The following is a 19,742-nucleotide window of genomic DNA, read 5'->3' as shown; positions in this document are numbered from 1 at the left end:
CTGGAACGAGCCGGTGCCCGTCGTTTCACCGGTCAGGTGATTGGTGGGCGCCGTATCGCATGCGGCGCGAAGGCCGCTGCTTTCAAGGACGCGTTTCAAGTCCCTCCTGACCAGCCTCGAGGTCTGCGTCGATGTCCCCGGAATGCCCGTGCACCCGTCCGTCCCGCAGGATGACGATGTCGTCCGCCAGTCTCGCCGCAAACTCCCTCCCATGGGAGACGACCACCAGCGTGTAGCGGCCCTTCAGCCCCGCAAGCAGATCCTCGATGCCCCTGGCCGCCATGAAGTCGAGGGACGACGTGGGCTCGTCCAGGAGCAGGACATCTGGTTTCATGGCCAGGGTCCGGGCCAGGCAGAGGCGCTGCTGCTGGCCGCCCGACAGGGTGCGGGCGTCGGCATCCAGCCTGTCGCGGACCTCCTCCCAGAGCCGCGCCTCCTGCAGGGCCACGCGGGCCGCCTCCATGGCCTCGCCGCGGCCGCAGCCGCGGACCGTGGTCAGTGGCATGGCGATGTTGCCCGCGATGCTCATGGGCAGGACGTTGGGGTGCTGGAAGACCATGCCGACCAGGCGCCGCAGCTCCGGCAGGGCTATGTCGCCGGCGTAGGGCCGGACGATGCCGCAATCCAGGTGCAGCAGCACCTCTCCGGAGGTTTCGCTGCCGGGAAAGCATTCATTGAGGCGGTTCAGCACGCGCAGCAGGGTGGTCTTGCCGGCCCCGGAGCGTCCCATGATGAAGGTCGCGCGCCCCTTGGGGATATCGAGGTCGATGCCTTCGAGGATGCGGCGGCCGTTCAGGGTCACGCCCACGCCGCGCAGGGTGAAATGCGGGTTCAGTGTTTCCATTCCCTCTCCATGCGGCCCTGCAGGGCCCGCGCGATGCAGAACAGCAGGACGGTCAGGGCGAGCAGGGTCAGGGCCGCGCCGAAGCCTTTGGCCAGGTCGTGGGCGCTCTGGTACTGGGCGGCCAGGTAGTAGATGGTGAAGGGCAGGGCCTCGAACTTGTCGAAGAGCCCGCGCGGCAGGCCGCCGTGGGCCACGACCCCGGTCAGGAGGATGACGGCCGTATCCTCGGCCGCGCGGCCCATGGACAGGACCACGCCGCCGAGAATCCCCCGGCCCGCGGCGGGCAGCAGGATGCGCCGCAGGCTCTGCCAGGAGGTCATGCCCAGGCTCGGGCCCAGCAGGCGCAGCTCCTTGGGCAGGGTGTCCAGGGACTGGGCCGTGGCGTTGATGGTGTACGGCAGGACGAGCAGGGCGATGCACACGGCCGAGAGCAGCAGGCTTGTGTTGGCCTCTGGCGCGACGGTGTGCCGCAGGAGGATGATCAGCGAGAAGCCGAAAAGGCCCATGACGATGGACGGCACGCCGGCCAAGGCGTTGGCCGAGAAGCGCAGGGCCGCGGCCGACGGGCCCCGCAGGTACTGGGACAGGGCGACGCCCCCGGCGATGCCCACGGGGATGGCCATGAGCGAGGCCAGGATTACGAGGGCCAGGGTTCCGGCGCAGGCGGCGAAAAGCCCGTCCCAGACCGGCTGCCGCCCAAGGAGCGCAGACAATATGGGCGTGTCGCCGAAAAACAGGCGCAGGTCGAGGACGGGCAGGCTGCGCGACAGCAGAAAGACGAGCAGGGCGCCGACGGACGCCAGCACCGCCGCGGCGGACAGGAAGGCCCAGACCGAGACCAGGGCCCGGCATGCGGGGCGCGCCGCCATGAAGGACAGCAGGTCGAGGGTCCAATCACTCATGGGTCCGGACGTTCCGGACCGCGGACGCAACGCGGCCTGCGCGGCGAGGCTGACGCCGAAGAGCGTCAGTCCGCAGGCGAAGAGGGAGTGAAAGGCCGGTGAACTGTTGTCCATGGCCACGACCAGGGCGATGTGCGCCGTCAGGGTGCGGACGGAGTCGAACAGGGACTCCGGAAACTGCGGCGCGTTGCCGGCCAGCATGAGGGGGATGAGGGTGTCGCTCAGGGCCCGGCACCAGCCCATGACCGCCGCCGTGCGCAGCCCGGCAGCCGATCCGGGCAGGACCACCAGAAGCAGGGCCTGCATGGGTGTGAACCCCAGGGCCGCGCTGGTCAGGCGGGTGCGTTCCTCGGTCTCGCGCATGGACCCGTGCAGGAACAGGACGATGGTCGGCAGGACGAGCAGGGCCAGCGTCAGGACGGCGGCCAGCAGCGACGGGCCTCTGCCGCCGAAGGCCCTGCCCAGGAGCGGCACGAGGAGGAAGACGGACACGAAGCCGTAGACCACGGTGGGGATGGCCGTCATGAAGGTCACCACCCCCATGGTCGCGCGGCGCAGGAGCCCGCCCTTGGTCCCGAGAACGAAAAGGCAGACGCCGACGCCCAGCGGGTAGGCCAGGGCGAAGGCCGAGCAGCTCAGGATCAGGGATCCGGCGACCATGGGCCCGATGCCGTACCGGCCCTCGAAGGGACGCCAGACCGTCTGAAGGACGCTGTCCCATTGCCCCTGGGTGAAGAGGGGCAGGCTCAAGAGCGCCAGGAAGGCGAAAATGGCGGCCAGCGTCGCCAGGGAGACGAACCCCGCGCCGCAGGACAGGGCCCTGGCCGCCCGGTCGTAAAAAAGCTGCCGGCAAAACCGGGTGGAATTTTGCCGGCAGGTGTGAGTCTGTCGCACGCGCCTACTTGAGCGGGATGTACCCGGCCTTGGAGATGATGTCCGTGCACTCCGGACCGGTCACGTAGTCGATGAAGAGCTTGGTCAGGCCCTGGGGGGCGCCCTTGGTGTTCATGAACAGCTTGCGGGCGACCTTGTAGGCGCCGGAGGTGGCGTTGGCCTGGGAGGGCTCCACGCCGTCGAGCAGGGGCGCCTTGACCGTGGCGTCCACGAACCCGATGCTCATGTACCCGATGCCGGATGCGTCCTGGGAGACGGCGACCTTCATGGCCCCGTTGGAGGCGACCACGTTGGCCTTGTCGGCCACGGCGCCCTTCTTCAGCAGCTTCTCCCAGAACACTTCGCGCGTGCCGCTGGCCTCGTCGCGGGTGTAGAGGGTGATGGCCGCGTCGGCCCCGCCTACGTCCTTCCAGTTGGTGATCTTGCCGGCAAAGATGTCCTGAACCTGCGCGGCGGTCAGCTCCTTCACGGCGTTGGCCGGATTCAGGACGACGGTCACGCCGTCCACGGCGAAGGGGAAGGAGACCAGGCCGTACTTGGCGACCTCTTCCGCGGACAGGGCGCGGCCGGTGTTGCCGATGTCCACCAGGCCCTCTCCCGCCTTCTGCACGCCCACTCCGGTCCCGCCGCCCTCGACGGTGATGCGGATGTCCGGGTTGACGGTCATGATCCGCTTGGCCGCCTCGTTCATGACCGGGATGTGCGCCGTGCCGCCGGCGATGTCGATCTTGCCCTTCTGGCCCGCGAACTGCTGGAGCATGTCGGCCCGCGCCGCCGTGCACGTGAAGAGAAAGAGGGCCGCCAGGACCGCAAAATGCATGGAACGTTTCATCGATGCCTCCCTTGGGAAATGATTTATTCGAGCAATTATCCCAAAAGGATGGGTCGAAACAAATCGATAGGGCAAATGGATCTGCAATGAATGTATCGGCGCGTGCTATGCGGACCGGGGGGCACCGTCCTCATTGTCCAGAAAAAACTCCGGCTCCCTGCGTTGCGCGTACTGCGTCGACAGCATCCGGCCGAATTCAAGGATTTTTTCGTGGCGCATGACCCGGGCCCCGGTGGGGCAGGCGCGGGTGCAGGCGCAGCAGCGCAGACACAGGGAGGCCTCCGTCAGCACGCTGTCTTCAGCCAGGGCGATGGCCCCGGAAGGGCAGGTGCGGGCGCACTCGCCGCACAGAATGCACGATTGCGCGTCGGTTTCGGGGCAGATGGGCGAAGGCTGCACGCCCTGGCGGTAGGGGAAGTTGCCGGGCACCTCCAGGGGCCGCAGGTCGGCCGGCTTCGGCACCCCGTCCAACAGCTCGCGCACGGAGCGGCCGAAGGCACGGGCCTTGTACAGGTCCGCGGCGTCGGGTCGGCCCTGGGCCACGGGCCACTGCGGCGTGGAGAAGGAATGCTCGCCGATGAAGGCCGCGCCGGCTACAGGGACGAAGCCCAGTTCCAGGGCCAGGTCGCGCAGTTCGAGCAGGGCGTCCTCGAAGGCCCGATTGCCGTAGACCACAGCCAGAACCGCCGGCCGCCCCTCGCCGCGCACCTCTGCGCGCAGACGGGCCGCAGCCAGCTCCGGCACGCGCCCGGCGTGCACGGGAACGCCGATGACGACGATTTCACCGGCGGAGTGGCCTTCCCTTAACCCGCTTTGGGCGGTCATGTCGTGGAACGAAGGCCGCGCGCCAAGACCCTCCGCGATGCCCGCGACAATGGTTTTCGTCGTGCCCGTCGGAGAAAAATACACGAGTTCAGCGGAGTTCATATTCATACAATTTCATCCTTGTTTATGTTGCAACAAACCGAAATTACAGCGTAAAGTATCCGACATGCCGTCACTTCGGGCTCCCTGGCAGTGGCCAGAGGCATAAACGCATGTCGCCCGTCAGTCCAAATATTCTTTCCAACCTTGCAAAGCGTGGTTTCCGGGTTCTGCACCTTTGGCCGGATATCGTGGCATGTGCCGACAATCACCGCAAGGTTGACACGATCCGAAAACGCAATGTATGGGTCTAAAATATATACCCAGCGCATTGTGCATTCATCGCTTCGCCGCACCTCCGCCTTTTCCTTCAGACAGGGCTTCCCGCAGACATTCGGTTCCTGCCCATCGCTGCGTCATTGTGAGCACCATTTTTGCTGAGAATATAGAGAAGTCGATAATGACATTGTATTTCAGGAACATTCACCTCATACGAATTGGATTGAGAGCATGACCACACGACAGATTCCCCGGCGCAATGCCGAAGAGACGGACTCCGCCGCACCCAAAAGGCGAACCGTCGTCCTGTTCGGAGAGATCCTGGCCGACGTGTTTCCCGACCGCAGCGTCCTCGGCGGCGCGCCCTTCAACGTCGCGCGGCATCTGGCCGCTTTCGGGTTGGACACGCTGCTCGTCTCCCGCGTTGGCGACGACGACTTGGGCCGGGAAATCCTCGCGGCCATGGCCTCGGCAGGCATGGATGCCCGGGCGGTGCAGATCGACGGCGACCGCCCCACGGGGCGGGTGCAGGTGCGCATGGAGACGGGGGGGCACCGTTTCGAAATCCCGCCCGCACAGGCGTTCGACTTCATCGATCCCGAAGCGGCTCGCTCGGCTGCGGCCGCCAGCGAGCCGTCCATGGTCTACTTCGGCACCCTCAGCCAGCGCGGGGGCGTTTCGCGTAGCGCCCTGGAAGCCGTCCTCGCGGCGGCCCCCGCACCCCGGTTCGTTGACCTTAACCTGCGCACCCCCTGGTACACGGAAGACACGATCCGCTTTTCGCTGTCGCAGGCCGACATCATCAAGATCAACGCCGAGGAGCTCATGACCCTCGGACGCCTGCTCGGGCTGGACGGGGAGGACCAGGAAGACCGCGTACGCGCGCTGATGCGCGACTTCGGTATCGGCCGCGCCATCGTGACCTGCGCCGAGGAGGGCGCCTGGCAGGTTGTGGATGGAGGGGAGTGGACCGCGACGCCCCTGGCCTTCGAGCAGCCGGACGTGGTCGACGCCGTGGGCGCCGGGGACGGGTTCGCTGCCGTGTGCATCCTCGGCGCCGTGTCCGGCTGGCCCCTGCCGGAAACCCTGAACCGGGCCGACGCCTTCGCCAGGGCCATCTGCGGCCTTCGCGGCGCCGTGCCGGACAGCGCAGAGTTTTACCGGCCCTTTTTCCGGGAGTGGAGCCCATGAGCGCCCGCAGGCGCATGACGCAGGCGCCCCTGTTCATCGTGCTGCTGAGCGTGCACGGCCTGGTCCGTGGGCGTGACCCCGAACTGGGCCGCGATGCGGACACGGGGGGGCAGGTCAAGTACGTAGTGGAACTGGCCCGGGCTCTGGGCGAGAGCCGGGAGGTCGAAAGGGCGGTGCTGCTGACCCGGCGCGTCGTGGACCCGGCGGTCAGCCCGGATTACGCCGTCGTGGAAGAGCCCCTGACCGAAAAGGCGACCATCGTGCGCATCGAGTGCGGCGAGGAAGGGTACATCCGCAAGGAGCTCCTCTGGGACCACCTCGACAGCTTCTCCGACAACGTCGTGACCTTCCTGCGCAGTCAGGACCGCATGCCCGACGTCATCCACAGCCACTATGCCGACGCCGGGTACGTCGGCGCACGGCTGGCCAACCAGCTCGGCATCCCGCTGGTGCACACCGGCCACTCGCTGGGCCGCAGCAAGCGGCTGCGGCTGCTGGCAAGCGGCGCCACTCGCCTCCAGCTCGAAGGCACGTACAACATTTCGCGCCGCATTGAGGCCGAGGAGACGACCCTGAGCGTGGCCGAGCGCGTCATCACCAGCACCCGGCAGGAAGTCGAGGAACAGTACGGCCTCTATGACTTCTACCAGCCCGAGCGCATGCGCGTCGTCCCGCCCGGGACGGACATGTCGCGCTTTTACCCGTCGCGGGAAAACGAGTGGGGCACGGACATCGGGCGGGAACTCAGGCGGTTCCTGAAGCGCAGCTCCAAGCCCATGATCCTGGCCCTGTCACGGCCGGACCCGAAGAAGAACATCGTCACCCTCATCGACGCCTTCGGCGAATCGCCGCGGCTGCGCGAGGCCGCCAATCTGGTCGTCGTGGCCGGCAACCGCGACGACATCCAGGACATGGACGAAGGGGCCAGGGAGGTGCTGACGGACATCCTGTTGGCCGTGGACCGCCACGATCTGTACGGCAGCGTCGCCTATCCCAGGCATCACCGGCCCGACGACGTGGCCGTTCTTTACCGTCTGGCCGCCGCGACGCGCGGCGTCTTCGTCAACCCCGCCCTGACGGAGCCCTTCGGCCTGACCCTGCTCGAAGCCGCGGCCTGCGGCCTGCCGCTGGTGGCCACCGAGGACGGCGGACCGCGGGACATCATCGGCAACTGCGGCAACGGGTATCTCGTCGATCCTCTGGACAAGGAGGCCATGGCCGAAACCATGCTCCGCGTCATCACGGACAGGGCGTCCTGGAGGCGTTTCGCCGCGAACGGCATCGCGGGAGTGAGCCGGCATTACTCCTGGAAGGCCCACGTGGACAAATACCTCGACGTGATCCGGCCGCTGGTGGACAAGACGGAACCCCTGCCCCGGGCGTGCCCACTCATCCTGCAGGGGCTGACGCGTCGGCAGGCCCTGTTCGTGGAGCTGGACCTGAGCCTGCTGGGCGACGAGGCGTCCCTGCGGCGGCTGCTGGAAACCGTTCACCGCCTGCGCAAGTCCGTCATTTTCGGCATCACCACGGGCCGCCGCCTGGACGACGCCCTGGCCACCCTGCGCAGGCACCGCATGCCCCAGCCCGACATCCTCATCTCCGGCCAGGGCACCGAGATCCACTACGCCCCAAACCTGACCGAGGACTCCACCTGGCAGCGCCACATCAACCACCTCTGGACGCCGAGGCTGGTGCGCGCCGCCCTGCGCGACGTGCCGGGCCTGACCCGCCAGCCCAAGCAGCACCAGAGCGACTTCAAGATCAGCTACTACATCGACACCAACATCGTCGGCGAGCAGGAGATAAGACAGACCCTGCAGCGCGCCGATCAGGCCGTGAACGTCTTCGTCTCCTTCGAGCAGTACCTCGACGTGCTGCCCGTGCGCGCCTCCAAGGGGCTCGCCCTGCGCTGGTGCGCCGAGCATCTGGACTTCCCCCTCGAAAACACCATGGTCGCCGGGGTCACGGGCGCCGACGCCGACATGCTGCGCGGCAACACCCTGGGCACCGTTGTGGACAGCCGGCACATCATGGAACTTTCCGGCCTGGCCAGCGTCGACAACATCTATTTCGCCAAGGCCTCCCACGCCGAAGGGGTCCTCGAGGCCATGGAGTACTACGGCTTTGGAGCCGGGGAGAAGCGGGAGTGACGCGCCGCCTGCTCTGCACCGACCTCGACAGGACGCTCATCCCCAACGGGCCGCAGCCCCTGTCGCCCGAGGCCCCGGACCTCTTCGCCGCCCTGGCGGCCCGCCCGGACGTCCGTCTGGCCTATGTCACGGGCCGCCACCGCGAACTCGTCGAGAGCGCCATCCTCGAATTCGGGCTGCCCAGTCCGGACTTCGCCGTGGCCGACGTGGGCTCGACCATCTATCTCACCGGCACGGACCCGTGGACTCCCTGGGCCGAGTGGAGCGAGCACCTCGCCCCGGACTGGGCGGGCCTCGCCTCGATGGACCTTCACGACCTGCTCTCGGACCTGGGCGGCCTGCAGCTGCAGGAACACGAGAAGCAGGGCCGGCACAAGCTGAGCTATTACGTGTCCCTGGAGGCCGACCACAGGACGCTCATGGACGAGGCGAGGCTTCGGCTGCGCCGGGCGCATCTTAGGGCCAGGCTGGTCTGGAGCGTGGACACCCTGGCCGGGGCGGGGCTTCTGGACGTGCTTCCGGCCCGGGCCGGGAAGCTGCCCGCCATCCGCTTTCTCATGGACCGGGAGGGCTTCGGGCCCCGCGACACCCTGTTCGCCGGCGACAGCGGCAACGACCTCGACGTGCTGGCCAGCGACATCCCGGCGGTGCTGGTGGCCAACGCGGACGGGGACATCAAGACGCTGCTGGCGCGGGAGAAGGGGGCCGCCCTGCACGTCGCCGGGGGCTACCTGGGCATGAACGGCAACTACGCCGCGGGCATTCTGGAGGGCGCCGCGCATTTCTGGCCCGAGATCGACGCGTGGCTGCGCGAAATCATACGCAACAAGGAGAACTGATGTACGAACAGGCATCCCACGCACTGCTGAACGAAATTCTAGCCAAGCTCAACCCCGAGATCGGCAAATACAGGTTACGCCGCTTTTACACGCGCCTGGGGGCGAACTTTTACGCCATCTATTCGCTGTTCAAGCTCCTCTACGGTGAACGACCCGACTTCAAGAGCCAGATGGTCCGGCTGGTGGAGACCCTGGCCTTGCGCTACATCGAGCGCGGTCCGGTCCTGCGGCGCTCGGACATAGCCCGTGAGGTCAACTACAACTGGTTCCTGAACCAGAAGTGGGTGGCCATGACCCTGTACTGCGACCGCTTCGCCGACGACCTGAAGGGACTCAAGGACAGGCTGTCCTACATGCAGGAACTCGGCGTGAACATGGTTCACGTCATGCCCATCCTCGACTGTCCCACCGGGAACAACGACGGGGGCTACGCCGTGCGCGACTTCAGGAAGATCGACGAACGGTACGGCACCATGAACGACCTTACGGAGCTATCGGGGGCCATGCGCAGCAGGGAGATGCTGCTGGTTCTGGACGTGGTGGTCAACCACACCTCGGATGAGCACGAGTGGGCCGCGCGGGCCAGGGCAGGGGAGAAGACGTATCAGGAGTACTACTACGCCTTCGACGACCGCGCGACCCCCGACGCCTACGAGGAGTCCATGCCCGAAATCTTTCCGGCCACCTCACCGGGAAACTTCACCTGGGATGAGGCCATGGGCAAGTGGGTCATGACGGTCTTCAACTCCTACCAGTGGGACCTGAACTACCGCAATCCGGCCGTGCTCATCGAAATGATCGACATCATCCTCTTCTGGGCCAACAAGGGGGCCGACATCCTGCGCCTCGACGCAGTGGCCTTTCTTTGGAAGAAGATCGGCAGCACCTGCCAGAACGAGCGCGAGGCGCACCTCATCCTGCGCCTGATGAAGGACTGCTGCCAGGTTACGGCTCCGGGCGTGCTGTTCATCGCCGAGGCCATCGTCGCCCCGAGCGAGATAGCCAAGTACTTCGGTGAGCATGCCATCTACTCCAAGGAGTGCGAGATCGCCTACAACGCCACCCTCATGGCTTTGCTGTGGGACGCCGTGGCCACCAAGAACGCGAAACTCCTGGTCCAGGGCGTCGGCAACCTGCCGCAGAAGCTGGAGCGGGCCACATGGCTCAACTACGTGCGCTGCCACGACGACATCGGCCTGGGCTTCGACGACGAGGACGTGCGCGCGGCCGGTTACGATCCCGCCCTGCATCGCTCCTTCCTCATCGACTACTTCACCGGGGACTACCCGGCCTCGCCGTCCTGCGGCATGCCCTTCGGCACCAACGAAAAGACCGGCGACGCGCGCATCGCCGGTTCCCTGGCCTCCCTCGTGGGCCTCGAAACGGCCTTGAAAAGCGGGGACGAAGGGGCCGTGGATGCGGCCGTGAAGACGATTCTCCTCCTGCACGGCGTCATCCTGTCCTTCGGAGGGATGCCGCTGCTGTACTACGGCGACGCCATCGGCACCCTGAACAACATGGATTTCCTGGAAAACCCCGCCACCCAGCACGACACGCGCTGGCTGCACCGCTCGCGCTTCGACTGGGACAAGGCGGACAAGCGCCACGAGAACGGCACGGTGGAGCAGCGCATCTTCTCTGGCCTCAAGCACCTCATCGCCCTGCGCAAGGAAATCCCGGCCTTCGCGGACTTCGACAACCGCCAGATCATCGCCGTGGGCAACCCGAACCTGCTGGTCTACGCGCGCACGGACCCCGAAAACTGCAGGTCCCGGGTGCTGGTGGCCGCCAACTTCAACGTCGAGCCCCAGGCCATGGCGGTCCAGGACATCTCCGTGCACGGATTCTTCCAGCACGGCGCCATGACGGATCTCTGCACAGGAGAAACGGTACGCGTGCAGGAAGGAGAGATCGTCATCGCTCCCCTGTCCTTCTTCTGGCTTTCCGATTGAGCCGGTCTCCTCCCTATCGGTGCGTCCGTAACGCAGTCGATGAGGGAGGAGAAGCTCACCCCTCCAGACCCCGCCTTTCCCCGCCTCACGCGGCCCCATCGAGGTCGGAAGCGTCCGCCGCCGACTCCATGCGGGCCGAAAGCGCGGTGGTCCTTCAGCGCGCCGAAAGTCTGGCGGCACTGGCCGGGCACCTGCAGGAGCTGGGGGGGCGGTTCCGCTTCTAGTCCAGGGGGTCGAGCCGCAGGACCTGTCCGAGGTCGTGGTCCGTCAGGAGCCACAGGCTGCCGTCGGGCCCGACCCGTACGTCGCGGATGCGCCGTCCCAGGTCCTCCAGCAGGCGTTCCTCCTCGACCACCACCTCGCCGGCCAGCCGCAGTCTGACCAGGTGGCGCTGCACCAGCGCCCCGACGAACAGATCCCCCTTCCAGCGGCTGAACCTGTCCGAAGCGTAAAAGGCCATGCCCGACGGAGCGATGGACGGAATCCAGTAATGCAGCGGGTCGGCCATGCCCGGCACGTGTTTCAGTCCGTCGCCGATGGTGAAGCCCGTGTAGTCGATGCCCAGGGTGACCACGGGCCAGCCGTAGTTCATTCCGGGCCGGATGACGTTGATTTCGTCGCCGCCCCGCGGGCCGTGCTCATGGGTCCAGACTTCGCCCGTCCCGGGATGGACGGCCATGCCCTGGATGTTGCGGTGGCCGTAGCTGAAGATCTCGGGCCGGGCGCCGGGCGTGTCCACGAAGGGGTTGTCTGCAGGGACGCGGCCGTCGTCGTGGAGGCGGACGACCTTGCCGGCCAGGTCCCCAAGGCGCTGGGCGCGCTCCATCTCACCCCGGTCGCCGACGCTGACGTAGAGGTGGCCTTGGGGGTCGAAAGCCAGCCGGCCGGCGAAATGCACCCGGCCCCCGGAGGCCGGTTCGGCACGGAAGAGCACGTCGATGTCCGACAACGTGTCCTTTTCGAGTCTGGCTCGGGCCACGTGGGTGGTGACCCCGCCGTCCAGGTCGGCGGCGTAGCTGAAATAGAGCAGACGGTTCGTGCGGAAGTCGGGATGGGGCAGCAGGTCCAAGAGGCCCCCCTGGCCCATGACGCGCACGTCGGGCAGGCCCCGCACCGGTTCGGGCAGCAGACGGCCGTGGCGGATGACGCGCAGCCGTCCCTCGCGTTCGCTGACCAGGATATCGCCGTCGGGCAGAAAGGCCAGGGCCCAGGGATGGGCGAGGCCGTCGGCCGCGACCGAGAGCCGGAAGCGGTGATGGGTGGACGAGTAGTCCTGCGCGGGTGCATCGGGCACTGCGCAGACGAGGACAAGAAGAAGGGCGGGAAGGAGTCCCGTAAGGATGGCGGGCAAGCTCATGGATGACCTCCCGGAAGCGGTTGGGTCGATCCTTCTAACCATAACCCGCAAGGGCGGTTTGGCAAGAAAGCGGGAGGCCGGAAAAGGACGGGCGGCCGGTTCCTGTCAGACCGGCCGCCCAGGGAGGGAAGGGATGACTTAAAGCTTTTCGACGTTCTTCGACAGGAAGTCGGCCACGCCGCCCGCGTCGGGCTTCATGCCCGTGTCGCCCTTCTGCCAGCCGGCCGGGCAGACCTCGCCGTATTTTTCCGTGAACTGCAGGGCGTCCACGAGGCGGATCATCTCGTCGACGTTGCGGCCCAGGGGCAGGTTGTTGACCTGCTGGTGCTGGACCACGCCGTCGCGGTCGATAAGGAAGGACGCGCGCAGGGCCACGCCCGCCTCGGGGTGCTCGATGCCGTAGGCCTTGGCGATCTCGTGCTTGACGTCGGCGACCATGCGGAAGCCGATGGGGCCGATGCCGCCCTGTTCGATGGGCGTGTTGCGCCAGGCGAAGTGGGTGAACTGCGAGTCGATGGACACGCCGACGAGTTCCACGCCGCGCTCGCGGAACTCCTTGAGGCGCTTGTCGTGGGCGATGATCTCCGTCGGGCAGACAAAGGTGAAGTCCAGGGGCCAGAAGAAAAGAACGACATATTTCCCGCGCAGGGAAGAAAGGGTGAAATCGTCGATTCCGCCGCCGGGGGTGACGCAGGGGGCGGTGAAGTCGGGTGCGGTTTTGGTGACGAGTACGCTCATGGTTATGCTCCTTATGCGTGTTCGAGAGTGCTGTGCATGTGTGATGGAAAGCTCTTATTAATAGTAATCATTCTCGTCAAGTAAAAGATTAACCTTGTCTAATATATTCCCCGGATCGTAACGGTCATCGGACCCGAAGCCGGGAAGGGCGCGCCAACCGGGGAAATTCGGGAGCGGCCTGCTGCCGGGCCGCCCCCATGGCTTAGCATGACACCCGGAAAGAACATGAAAACAAGGAAAGACCGGTGAAATACAAGGCTGTTGTTTTTGATATGGACGGCACCCTGCTCGATACCCTGGACGACCTGGCTGACGCCATGAACCGGGTCCTGGCGGGCAGGAACCTGCCCGTCCACCCCGTGGACGCCTACCGCTTCTTCGTCGGGAGCGGGGCCAGGAACCTCGTGCTGCGCACGCTCCCTGCCGACCGGCAGGACCTGGCCGCGGAGTGTCTGCAGGATTTCCTGCGGGAATACAAGGCGAACTGGAAGGTCAAGACCCGTCTCTACGACGGCGTGGCCGAACTGCTCGACGCCCTGACGGCCAGGAACATCCCCATGGCCGTGCTGACCAACAAGCCTCAGGAGTTCGCCGAGCTGTGCATGGGCGCGTTCCTCCCGGACTGGGACTTCGCCCTGACCCTGGGCCAGATGCCGGGCGTCCCGGTCAAGCCGGACCCGGCCGGGCCGCGGCAGGTCATCCGACACCTGGGCGTGGCCCCGGAGGAGATCCTCTACCTCGGCGACACGGACGTGGACATGCGCACCGCCGTGGGCGCAGGGATGTTCCCCGTGGGCGTGACCTGGGGGTTCCGGGCTGAGGACGAGTTGCGGGCCTCGGGCGCGGCCGTGATCATCGACCACCCCATGGAGCTTCTGGACCTGCTCGGTTGATGAACGGCCGCGGGCAAACAGGCCCGCCACGGTGAAATTCCCCATCCCCGGACGGTCGGCGCTCTCGCAGGAGCGCCGGCCGTCCGGCCATTTCAGCGCCTCCGCGCCACGGCCGCGCCTTCGAAAAGCCCCTGAAAGAAGTTGGCGGCGTTCACGCCCAGGGACCGGATGCGGTAGCCGCCTTCCTGCACCACCAGCGTATGCCTTCCGAGGCCCCCGATCAGCTTCCCGTTGCGCAGGAAATCCCTGGCCTGCAGGTCCCAGGTGCCCGTCGGGTCGCCCTTGGCCGGGTCCAGCCCGAGGCCGACGACCAGGAAGGCCGGGTCGAAGTCGGCGATGAAGGCCAGGGCGCGGCGCAGCACCTCGGCGTACCGCTCGCCGTCCATCTTCTCGGGCAGGGCGTAGTTGCGGTTGAAACCGTAACCGGGCCCTTCGCCGATCTCGTCCGCGAAGCCGCTGAAATACGGGTAGGCGAAGCTCGGGTGCCCGTGGATGGAGACCGTCAGCACGTCGCCTCTCTCGTAGAAGATGTTCTGGGTGCCGTTGCCGTGGTGGTAGTCCACGTCGAGGACCGCCACCCGGCCGTGGGCGCAGAGGCGCTGGGCCACCACGGCGGCCGTGTTGAAATAGCAGAAGCCGCCGAAAGCCCGGCGTTCGGCGTGGTGTCCGGGCGGGCGGACCAGTGCGTAGGCCAGGCGCCGGCCGGCCAGGATCTCCTCGGCCGCTGTCAGGCCGCAGTCCACGGCCCCGCGCGCCGCGGCGTAGGCGTTGCCGTTCAGGGGGGTGAAGGTGTCGATGCAGTAGTAGCCCGCGCGCACGGCCAGCTCCTTGGGCGGCCGGGTCGCGTTGCGGATGGGGAAGACGTAGGGGTAGACGGATTTCTTTTCGGGCAGCGCGGCGCAGACTGTCTTGAAATAGGACACGAACTGACGGTCATGGACCTGCGTGATGTGCCGCTCCGAGAAATGCCGTGCCTCGCGGCGGTCGAACAGCCCGGACTTCTCGATCTCGCGCAGGATGGTGCTCATGCGCACCGGCGATTCGACGTAGCCGCGCTCGCGCACATGATGGATGGAATGCTTCTCGTTGCAGACCAGGGCGATGCGCCGGTCGGCGCTGATGACCTGCGGCCGCACGGGAACGGTCTCCCTGGCGTAGCGGAAATCGCGCAAGGCCAGGGGGCCGGGCGGGATGGAGTCGAGGACCATGCGCACGTACTCAGGCGAGCATTTCCCCTTGTACTTGCGCTCCAGCACGGCGCGGATGACGTGCCGGGCGCGGTCGCGCGTCAGCCGGAAGGGCTTGTCCAGCGGGTCGGCCACCAGATAGGGCGCGCAGTCGTCCTCGGGCGAAAGGGGGGTCTCGTAGGCCGTGTTGACGACCGGCCGCGCCCCGTAACGTTCGTAGAAGCGCAGCCGCGCCACGTTCTCGCGCAGCAGCTCCGGGTCCCGGCACAGGGCCGGGTCGTCGGGCAGGCATTCGAAGAAGAGGGCCGTGTCGCCCAGGGCCCTGGCCTCCTCGCGCACCCGTTCGTACAGGGCCGAACCCACGCCGCGCCCGCCGTGGCGCAGGCTGACCGAGAGGTAGTCCAGGTAGCAGAAGCGCAGGTCCGAGAAATGGCACAGCAGGGCGAATCCCTGCACCACCCGGCGCTGACCCTCGGCCACGAAGACGATGGTCCGGTACCCCTTGCCCAGCGGGTTTTTGAGGGTGGCCGGGAGGCTCGCCACCTCGGAGGCCGCGATGAGCGGAAACCGTTCGGCCAGAATGGCCTGCACCTGCTCGACGCGCTGGGCGTCGATGGGCACCGTGGTGTCGTAGATGGGGCGGATGCGGAACATGGGGGCGCTCCTTTCATGCTTCGAAAATCGGATCCCGCACCGGCGGATGCGCCCCGCTGCTCACGCGGAACGTGCATCGGCACGGATCAGACCGGATTGTACCCCTGACATGTCCAAAGTCCATAGCAAAGGGGGCGTGATTTCAATGCGGAAATCACGCCCCCCTTCAATATCGGTCGAATGCTCCTATTCCACCCAGTCAAACGTCCGGGTCACGGCCTTCTTCCAGCCGGCGAAGAGGGCCGCGCGGCGGGTTTCCTCCATGTCGGGGATCCAGCGCTTGTCCTCTTCCCAGTTGTTGTAGAGTTCCTCGCGGCCGGACCAGAAGCCGGACGCGATGCCGGCGGCGTAGGCCGCGCCGAGGCAGGTGGTCTCGGCCACCTTGGGGCGCACCACGGGCACGTTCAGGATGTCGGCCTGGAACTGCATGAGCAGCTCGTTGAAGACCATGCCGCCGTCGGCCTTGAGGGTCTTCAGCTCCACGCCCGAGTCCTTGTTCATGGCCTCGACGATCTCCTTGGTCTGGTAGGCCGTGGCTTCGAGCACGGCGCGGGCGATGTGGTTGCGGTTGATGTAGCGCGTCAGGCCGACCATGGCGCCTCGTGCGTCGGGGCGCCAGTAGGGGGCGTAGAGGCCCGAGAAGGCCGGCACGATGTACATGCCGCCCGTGTCCTCGACCTGGCGGGCCAGGTGCTCGATCTCGGGGGCCGAGGAGAACATCTGCAGGTTGTCGCGGAGCCACTGCACCAGGGCGCCGGCGATGGCGATGGAGCCTTCCAGGCAGTAGGAGGGTTTGCGGCCGCTGAACTGGTAGGCCAGGGTGGTGATGAGGCCGTGGCGGGACTGGATGGGCTCGTGGCCCGTGTGCATGAGCAGGAAGCAGCCCGTGCCGTAGGTGTTCTTGGCCTCGCCCGGCGCGAAGCAGGTCTGGCCGACAAGGGCCGCCTGCTGGTCGCCCACGGCGCCGCAGACCGGCACGCGCGCGCCCAGGGGGCCGTCCTCGCTGGTCGGGCCCCAGGTGGCGCTGTCGGACGAGGGCACGATGCGCGGCAGACCCTGGGCCGGGATGCCCATGACCTTGAGGATGTCCTCGTCCCAGGCCAGGGTCTTCAGGTCCATGAGCATGGTCCGGCTGGCGTTGGTCACGTCGGACACGTGGGCGCCGCCCTTGGGTCCGCCCGTCAGCCACCAGATGATCCAGGTCTCGATGGTCCCGAACAGGGCGTTGCCCTTGTCGGCGGCCGCGCGGGCCTCGGGCACGTTGTCCAGGATCCAGCGGATCTTGGGGCCGGAGAAATACGTGGCCACGGGCAGGCCCGTCACGGCCCGGAAGCGGTCCTGGCCGCCGTCGGCCGTGAGCTCCTTGCAGATGTCGTGGGTGCGCGTGCACTGCCAGACGATGGCGTTGTAGTAGGGCTTGCCCGTGAAGCGGTCCCAGACCACCGTGGTTTCGCGCTGGTTGGTGATGCCCACGGCCGAAAGCTCGGAACCCTTGATGCCGGACTTGGCCAGGGCCCCGCGGATGACGTCCTGGGTGTTGTTCCAGATCTCCATGGGGTCGTGCTCGACCCAGCCGGGCCGGGGGTAGATCTGCTCGTGCTCCTTCTGGTCCATGGCCACGATGCGGCCGTGCTCGTCGAAGATGATGAAGCGGCTGCTGGTTGTCCCCTGGTCGACTGCTCCTACGTAGCGGGCCATGTTCTCCTCCGAAGAAAGGGTTTGCGGTGCGGTGACTCTACAGAAAAATCATTCTTTCTCAAGGCGGCCGAGCCACGGGGCGTCGGGGGCCAGGCCGAGGTCTTCCGGCGGCAGGCCCAGGGCCAGGCCCAGAATCTGCGAAAAAAGGACGGCCGGGATGGTGCGTCCCTCGCCCTGGCCGAACTGCAGCTGACAGTAGGTGCAGGCCGTGGCCAGCACGTCCGCGCCCGAAGTCGCCGCGCTGGCCAGCTTCTTGGCCATGAGCAGGTCCGAGATGGATTCGTCGCGACCGCGCAAGGGGTAGCCGCAACACTCCAGGCGCAGCTCCCAGGGCAGCGGGACGGCCCCGGTCGCCGCCGCGACGCGTTCGAAAATGGTCGGCCCAAGGGGGTCGTCGAAATGGGTGACGGCGGCCGGACGCAGGGCGTGGCAGCCGTAGTGGCAGGCCAGCCGCAGGTTGCGCAGGGGGCGCGTGACGGCCTGCGACACCGCGTCCAGGCTCTCGTCCAGGACCTGCAGCAGATGGCGGACGCGGACGGTTTCGGGAAAGGGGAGCCCTTCCTCGGCCAACAGATCCTTCATGCGCTGCATGAGGTTTTCGTCCTGGGCGGCCTGGTACCGGGCGTGCTGGAAATTGCCGAAGCAGCACTTGCACGGCGTCATGAGGTCGAGCCCGAGGCTCTGGGCCTGGGCCAGGCCGCGCAGGGCGGAGTAGACCGCGGCGTCCTGGCTCTCGTGGCGCACGGGGTAGCCGCAACAGGCGAACTCCGTCCGCTCCAGGCCGATGCCAAGACGGTCGCAGACGGCTTCGACGCTCAGTCCGTGGGCGGGCAGGTGGTGGGCGATCTTGCAGCCCGGGAAATAGGCGTAACGCATCACGGCTTCCCCCTGTGGCGCAGGGTCCGGGCGCCGAGCTGGCGCAGTTCATAGAGAATGTCGGCCACGGGCACGCCTTGGGGACAGTGCTCCTGGCACTTGTAGCAGGTCGTGCAGCTCCAGACCATGCGCGCGCCCAGGGTCTGGGCCTTGAGGCCCATGCGCAGGTAGTTCATGATCTGCTGGGGTGTCAGGTCCAAGTCGCGTTGCGGGTCCGTGCTCACGGCCACGACCGGGCAGACGCCCGTGCAGGTCGTGCACTGCACGCAGCCCCAGAAGGACTCGGCGTGGTCGGCCAGACCGGAGCCGCTGGCACCGACCTTGCCCAGGCGGCGCGAGGCAAGCTCGTGAGCCCACTCGCCGGCCGTGCGCTTGCGGATCTCGCCGTCCACCCCGGCCCTGCCGGCCTCCGACAACGCCGCCTTGGAGGATATCCAGAGATCCTGCAGGTCGATGCCGGCCGGGCAGACCTGGGTGCAGCGCAGGCATTCGGTGCAGACGTGGCTGCCTTCGACCAGGTCCGCCAGTCGCGCGCCATCCAGGCTGCGGTCCAGCCAACTGCGCAGGTCCGCGAGCTTGTCCATGGGCAGGATGTCGACATTGCCGAGGACGCGGCGGCTCGGCGCCACGCTGCAGTGCAGGCTGCACTGGCCGCAGCGCGTGCAGGCCTCCAAGGCCAGGTTCCGGGCCGGAGGCGCGGCGGGAAACCCGCTGTCCCAACGGCCTCCCCGGACCAGGAGATTGGCCGGTGAGGCCAGGGGATGCAGGAACTTGCCCCAGGGCAGCAGGGCCAGGACAAGAAAGGCCAGACCGACGTGCAGATGCCAGAAGATCGGGGCCATGGTCCGCGGAAGCACGGCGCCTGCGGGCAGGGCGTCGGCCAGGGTCCGGGAGGCGAAGGCCGTGGCGGTTGGCGCGTGACACCCGGCGCAGCGGTCCTCGTGCAGTTCGCGGCCCTGCTCAAGGATTTCCGGGGCCGTCGGCAGGAAGCGTTCGAAGCGCACGCCGTTCTCCCGCGCCCAGTGGGCCTGCAGGGCGATGAACTCGTCACCGTCGGCCTCGGGGAAAAAGTCGGCGACCATGCGCTCGAAGTCCGCGGGCGAGGCCATCTTTGCGGCCTCCAGCACGAAGCCGGTCAGAAGCACGGCGGCCAGCAGTCCCAGAAGCGCCCAGTCCTGGACGCGGCTGAAGGCGCGCAGCCGCCGCCCCCTGTGCCAGACCAGCAGGCCAAGGCCCGCCAGGGCGGCCAGGCCCAGGGCGTTGCGGGCCGACTGCCAAGGCTCCAGGGTCGGTTCGTAGCCGGAAAAGAGGGGGCGGGTGACGATCCCGTCCATGGCGTGCAGGAAAAGCAGGGGCAGGAAGCCCAGGATGAGGAGCGTGTGCCCTGCCCAGCGGAGCTTGCCGGTGCGCAGAGTGCGGCGCAGCAGGATGATGTCCACCAGACCGGCGGCCAGGCCGCTTTTCCTGCGGTCCTGTTCGGAGGCGGCGGGCAGGCGGCTACCGGGGCGGCCGTGGACGCGCCAGGCGAAACCCAGGACGAAGCTCAGACAGGCAAGGCCGAGTCCGGCGGAAAAGAAGTCCATGCCGCTCCC

Annotated in this window: 15 protein-coding genes; 5 read left to right on the top strand and 10 right to left on the bottom strand. The window is 67.2% G+C overall.

Features of this window, described 5'->3' with window-relative positions:
• Positions 1–82 precede the first annotated feature (82 nt).
• The 4 genes from G394_RS0111360 to G394_RS0111345 form a co-directional block, all read right to left on the bottom strand.
• Complete coding sequence (locus G394_RS0111360) at positions 83–844, bottom strand: phosphate ABC transporter ATP-binding protein (protein WP_043775618.1); 762 nt, start codon at positions 842–844, stop codon at positions 83–85.
• Positions 832–2,640: a phosphate ABC transporter permease gene (locus G394_RS21640; protein WP_245578325.1), complete on the bottom strand. Its 1,809-nt coding sequence runs from the start codon at positions 2,638–2,640 to the stop codon at positions 832–834. The genes G394_RS0111360 and G394_RS21640 overlap by 13 nt, the downstream gene beginning before the upstream one ends.
• A 4-nt stretch (positions 2,641–2,644) precedes the next feature.
• Complete coding sequence (locus G394_RS0111350) at positions 2,645–3,472, bottom strand: phosphate ABC transporter substrate-binding protein (protein ID WP_028577758.1); 828 nt, start codon at positions 3,470–3,472, stop codon at positions 2,645–2,647.
• Between the two features lie 105 nt (positions 3,473–3,577).
• Positions 3,578–4,405, bottom strand: coding sequence for a 4Fe-4S binding protein (locus tag G394_RS0111345; protein ID WP_028577757.1), 828 nt, complete (start codon positions 4,403–4,405; stop codon positions 3,578–3,580).
• A gap of 441 nt (positions 4,406–4,846) precedes the next feature.
• Here G394_RS0111345 and G394_RS0111340 point away from each other — a divergent pair, with 441 nt between their 5' ends.
• The 4 genes from G394_RS0111340 to G394_RS0111325 are packed head-to-tail and all read left to right on the top strand — an operon-like array spanning position 4,847 to position 10,747.
• The gene (locus G394_RS0111340) at positions 4,847–5,806 is read left to right on the top strand and encodes a PfkB family carbohydrate kinase (protein ID WP_084435562.1); all 960 of its coding nucleotides are present in this window, start codon (positions 4,847–4,849) and stop codon (positions 5,804–5,806) included.
• Positions 5,803–7,956, top strand: a complete 2,154-nt coding sequence (locus G394_RS0111335) for an HAD family hydrolase (protein WP_028577755.1) — start codon at positions 5,803–5,805, stop codon at positions 7,954–7,956. The genes G394_RS0111340 and G394_RS0111335 overlap by 4 nt, the downstream gene beginning before the upstream one ends.
• Positions 7,953–8,795, top strand: coding sequence for an HAD-IIB family hydrolase (locus G394_RS0111330; RefSeq protein ID WP_028577754.1), 843 nt, complete (start codon positions 7,953–7,955; stop codon positions 8,793–8,795). Before G394_RS0111335 ends, G394_RS0111330 begins: the two co-directional genes overlap by 4 nt.
• Positions 8,795–10,747, top strand: a complete 1,953-nt coding sequence (locus tag G394_RS0111325; RefSeq protein WP_028577753.1) for an amylosucrase — start codon at positions 8,795–8,797, stop codon at positions 10,745–10,747. The genes G394_RS0111330 and G394_RS0111325 overlap by 1 nt, the downstream gene beginning before the upstream one ends.
• 220 nt (positions 10,748–10,967) lie before the next feature.
• Here the strand turns inward: G394_RS0111325 and G394_RS0111315 are convergent, their stop codons facing one another.
• Entirely contained in the window at positions 10,968–12,104 is a 1,137-nt protein-coding gene (locus tag G394_RS0111315) for a PQQ-dependent sugar dehydrogenase (protein WP_028577752.1), read from the bottom strand.
• 138 nt (positions 12,105–12,242) lie between these two features.
• Entirely contained in the window at positions 12,243–12,842 is a 600-nt protein-coding gene (locus tag G394_RS0111305; protein ID WP_028577751.1) for a peroxiredoxin, read from the bottom strand.
• 245 nt (positions 12,843–13,087) lie between these two features.
• Between G394_RS0111305 and G394_RS0111300 the strand changes: the two genes are divergently transcribed.
• Positions 13,088–13,735: an HAD family hydrolase gene (locus tag G394_RS0111300; protein ID WP_028577750.1), complete on the top strand. Its 648-nt coding sequence runs from the start codon at positions 13,088–13,090 to the stop codon at positions 13,733–13,735.
• Between the two features lie 92 nt (positions 13,736–13,827).
• Here the strand turns inward: G394_RS0111300 and G394_RS0111295 are convergent, their stop codons facing one another.
• The 4 genes from G394_RS0111295 to G394_RS0111280 all read right to left on the bottom strand — a co-directional run bounded on the left by G394_RS0111295 (position 13,828) and on the right by G394_RS0111280 (position 19,733).
• On the bottom strand, positions 13,828–15,576 hold the full coding sequence (locus tag G394_RS0111295) for a GNAT family N-acetyltransferase (RefSeq protein ID WP_028577749.1): 1,749 nt from the start codon (positions 15,574–15,576) through the stop codon (positions 13,828–13,830).
• Between the two features lie 186 nt (positions 15,577–15,762).
• Complete coding sequence (gene glpK / locus G394_RS0111290) at positions 15,763–17,274, bottom strand: glycerol kinase GlpK (protein ID WP_028577748.1); 1,512 nt, start codon at positions 17,272–17,274, stop codon at positions 15,763–15,765.
• A gap of 48 nt (positions 17,275–17,322) precedes the next feature.
• Positions 17,323–18,150, bottom strand: a complete 828-nt coding sequence (locus tag G394_RS0111285) for a CoB--CoM heterodisulfide reductase iron-sulfur subunit B family protein (RefSeq protein ID WP_028577747.1) — start codon at positions 18,148–18,150, stop codon at positions 17,323–17,325.
• On the bottom strand, positions 18,150–19,733 hold the full coding sequence (locus tag G394_RS0111280) for a 4Fe-4S dicluster domain-containing protein (protein ID WP_028577746.1): 1,584 nt from the start codon (positions 19,731–19,733) through the stop codon (positions 18,150–18,152). Before G394_RS0111280 ends, G394_RS0111285 begins: the two co-directional genes overlap by 1 nt.
• Positions 19,734–19,742 lie beyond the last annotated feature (9 nt).

This window comes from Desulfomicrobium escambiense DSM 10707 (genome assembly GCF_000428825.1).
In the GTDB taxonomy this organism is placed as follows: Bacteria; Desulfobacterota; Desulfovibrionia; order Desulfovibrionales; family Desulfomicrobiaceae; genus Desulfomicrobium; species Desulfomicrobium escambiense.
Note: the sequence above shows the minus strand (reverse complement) of the source record. Positions and strands in the feature narration are given on the sequence as shown.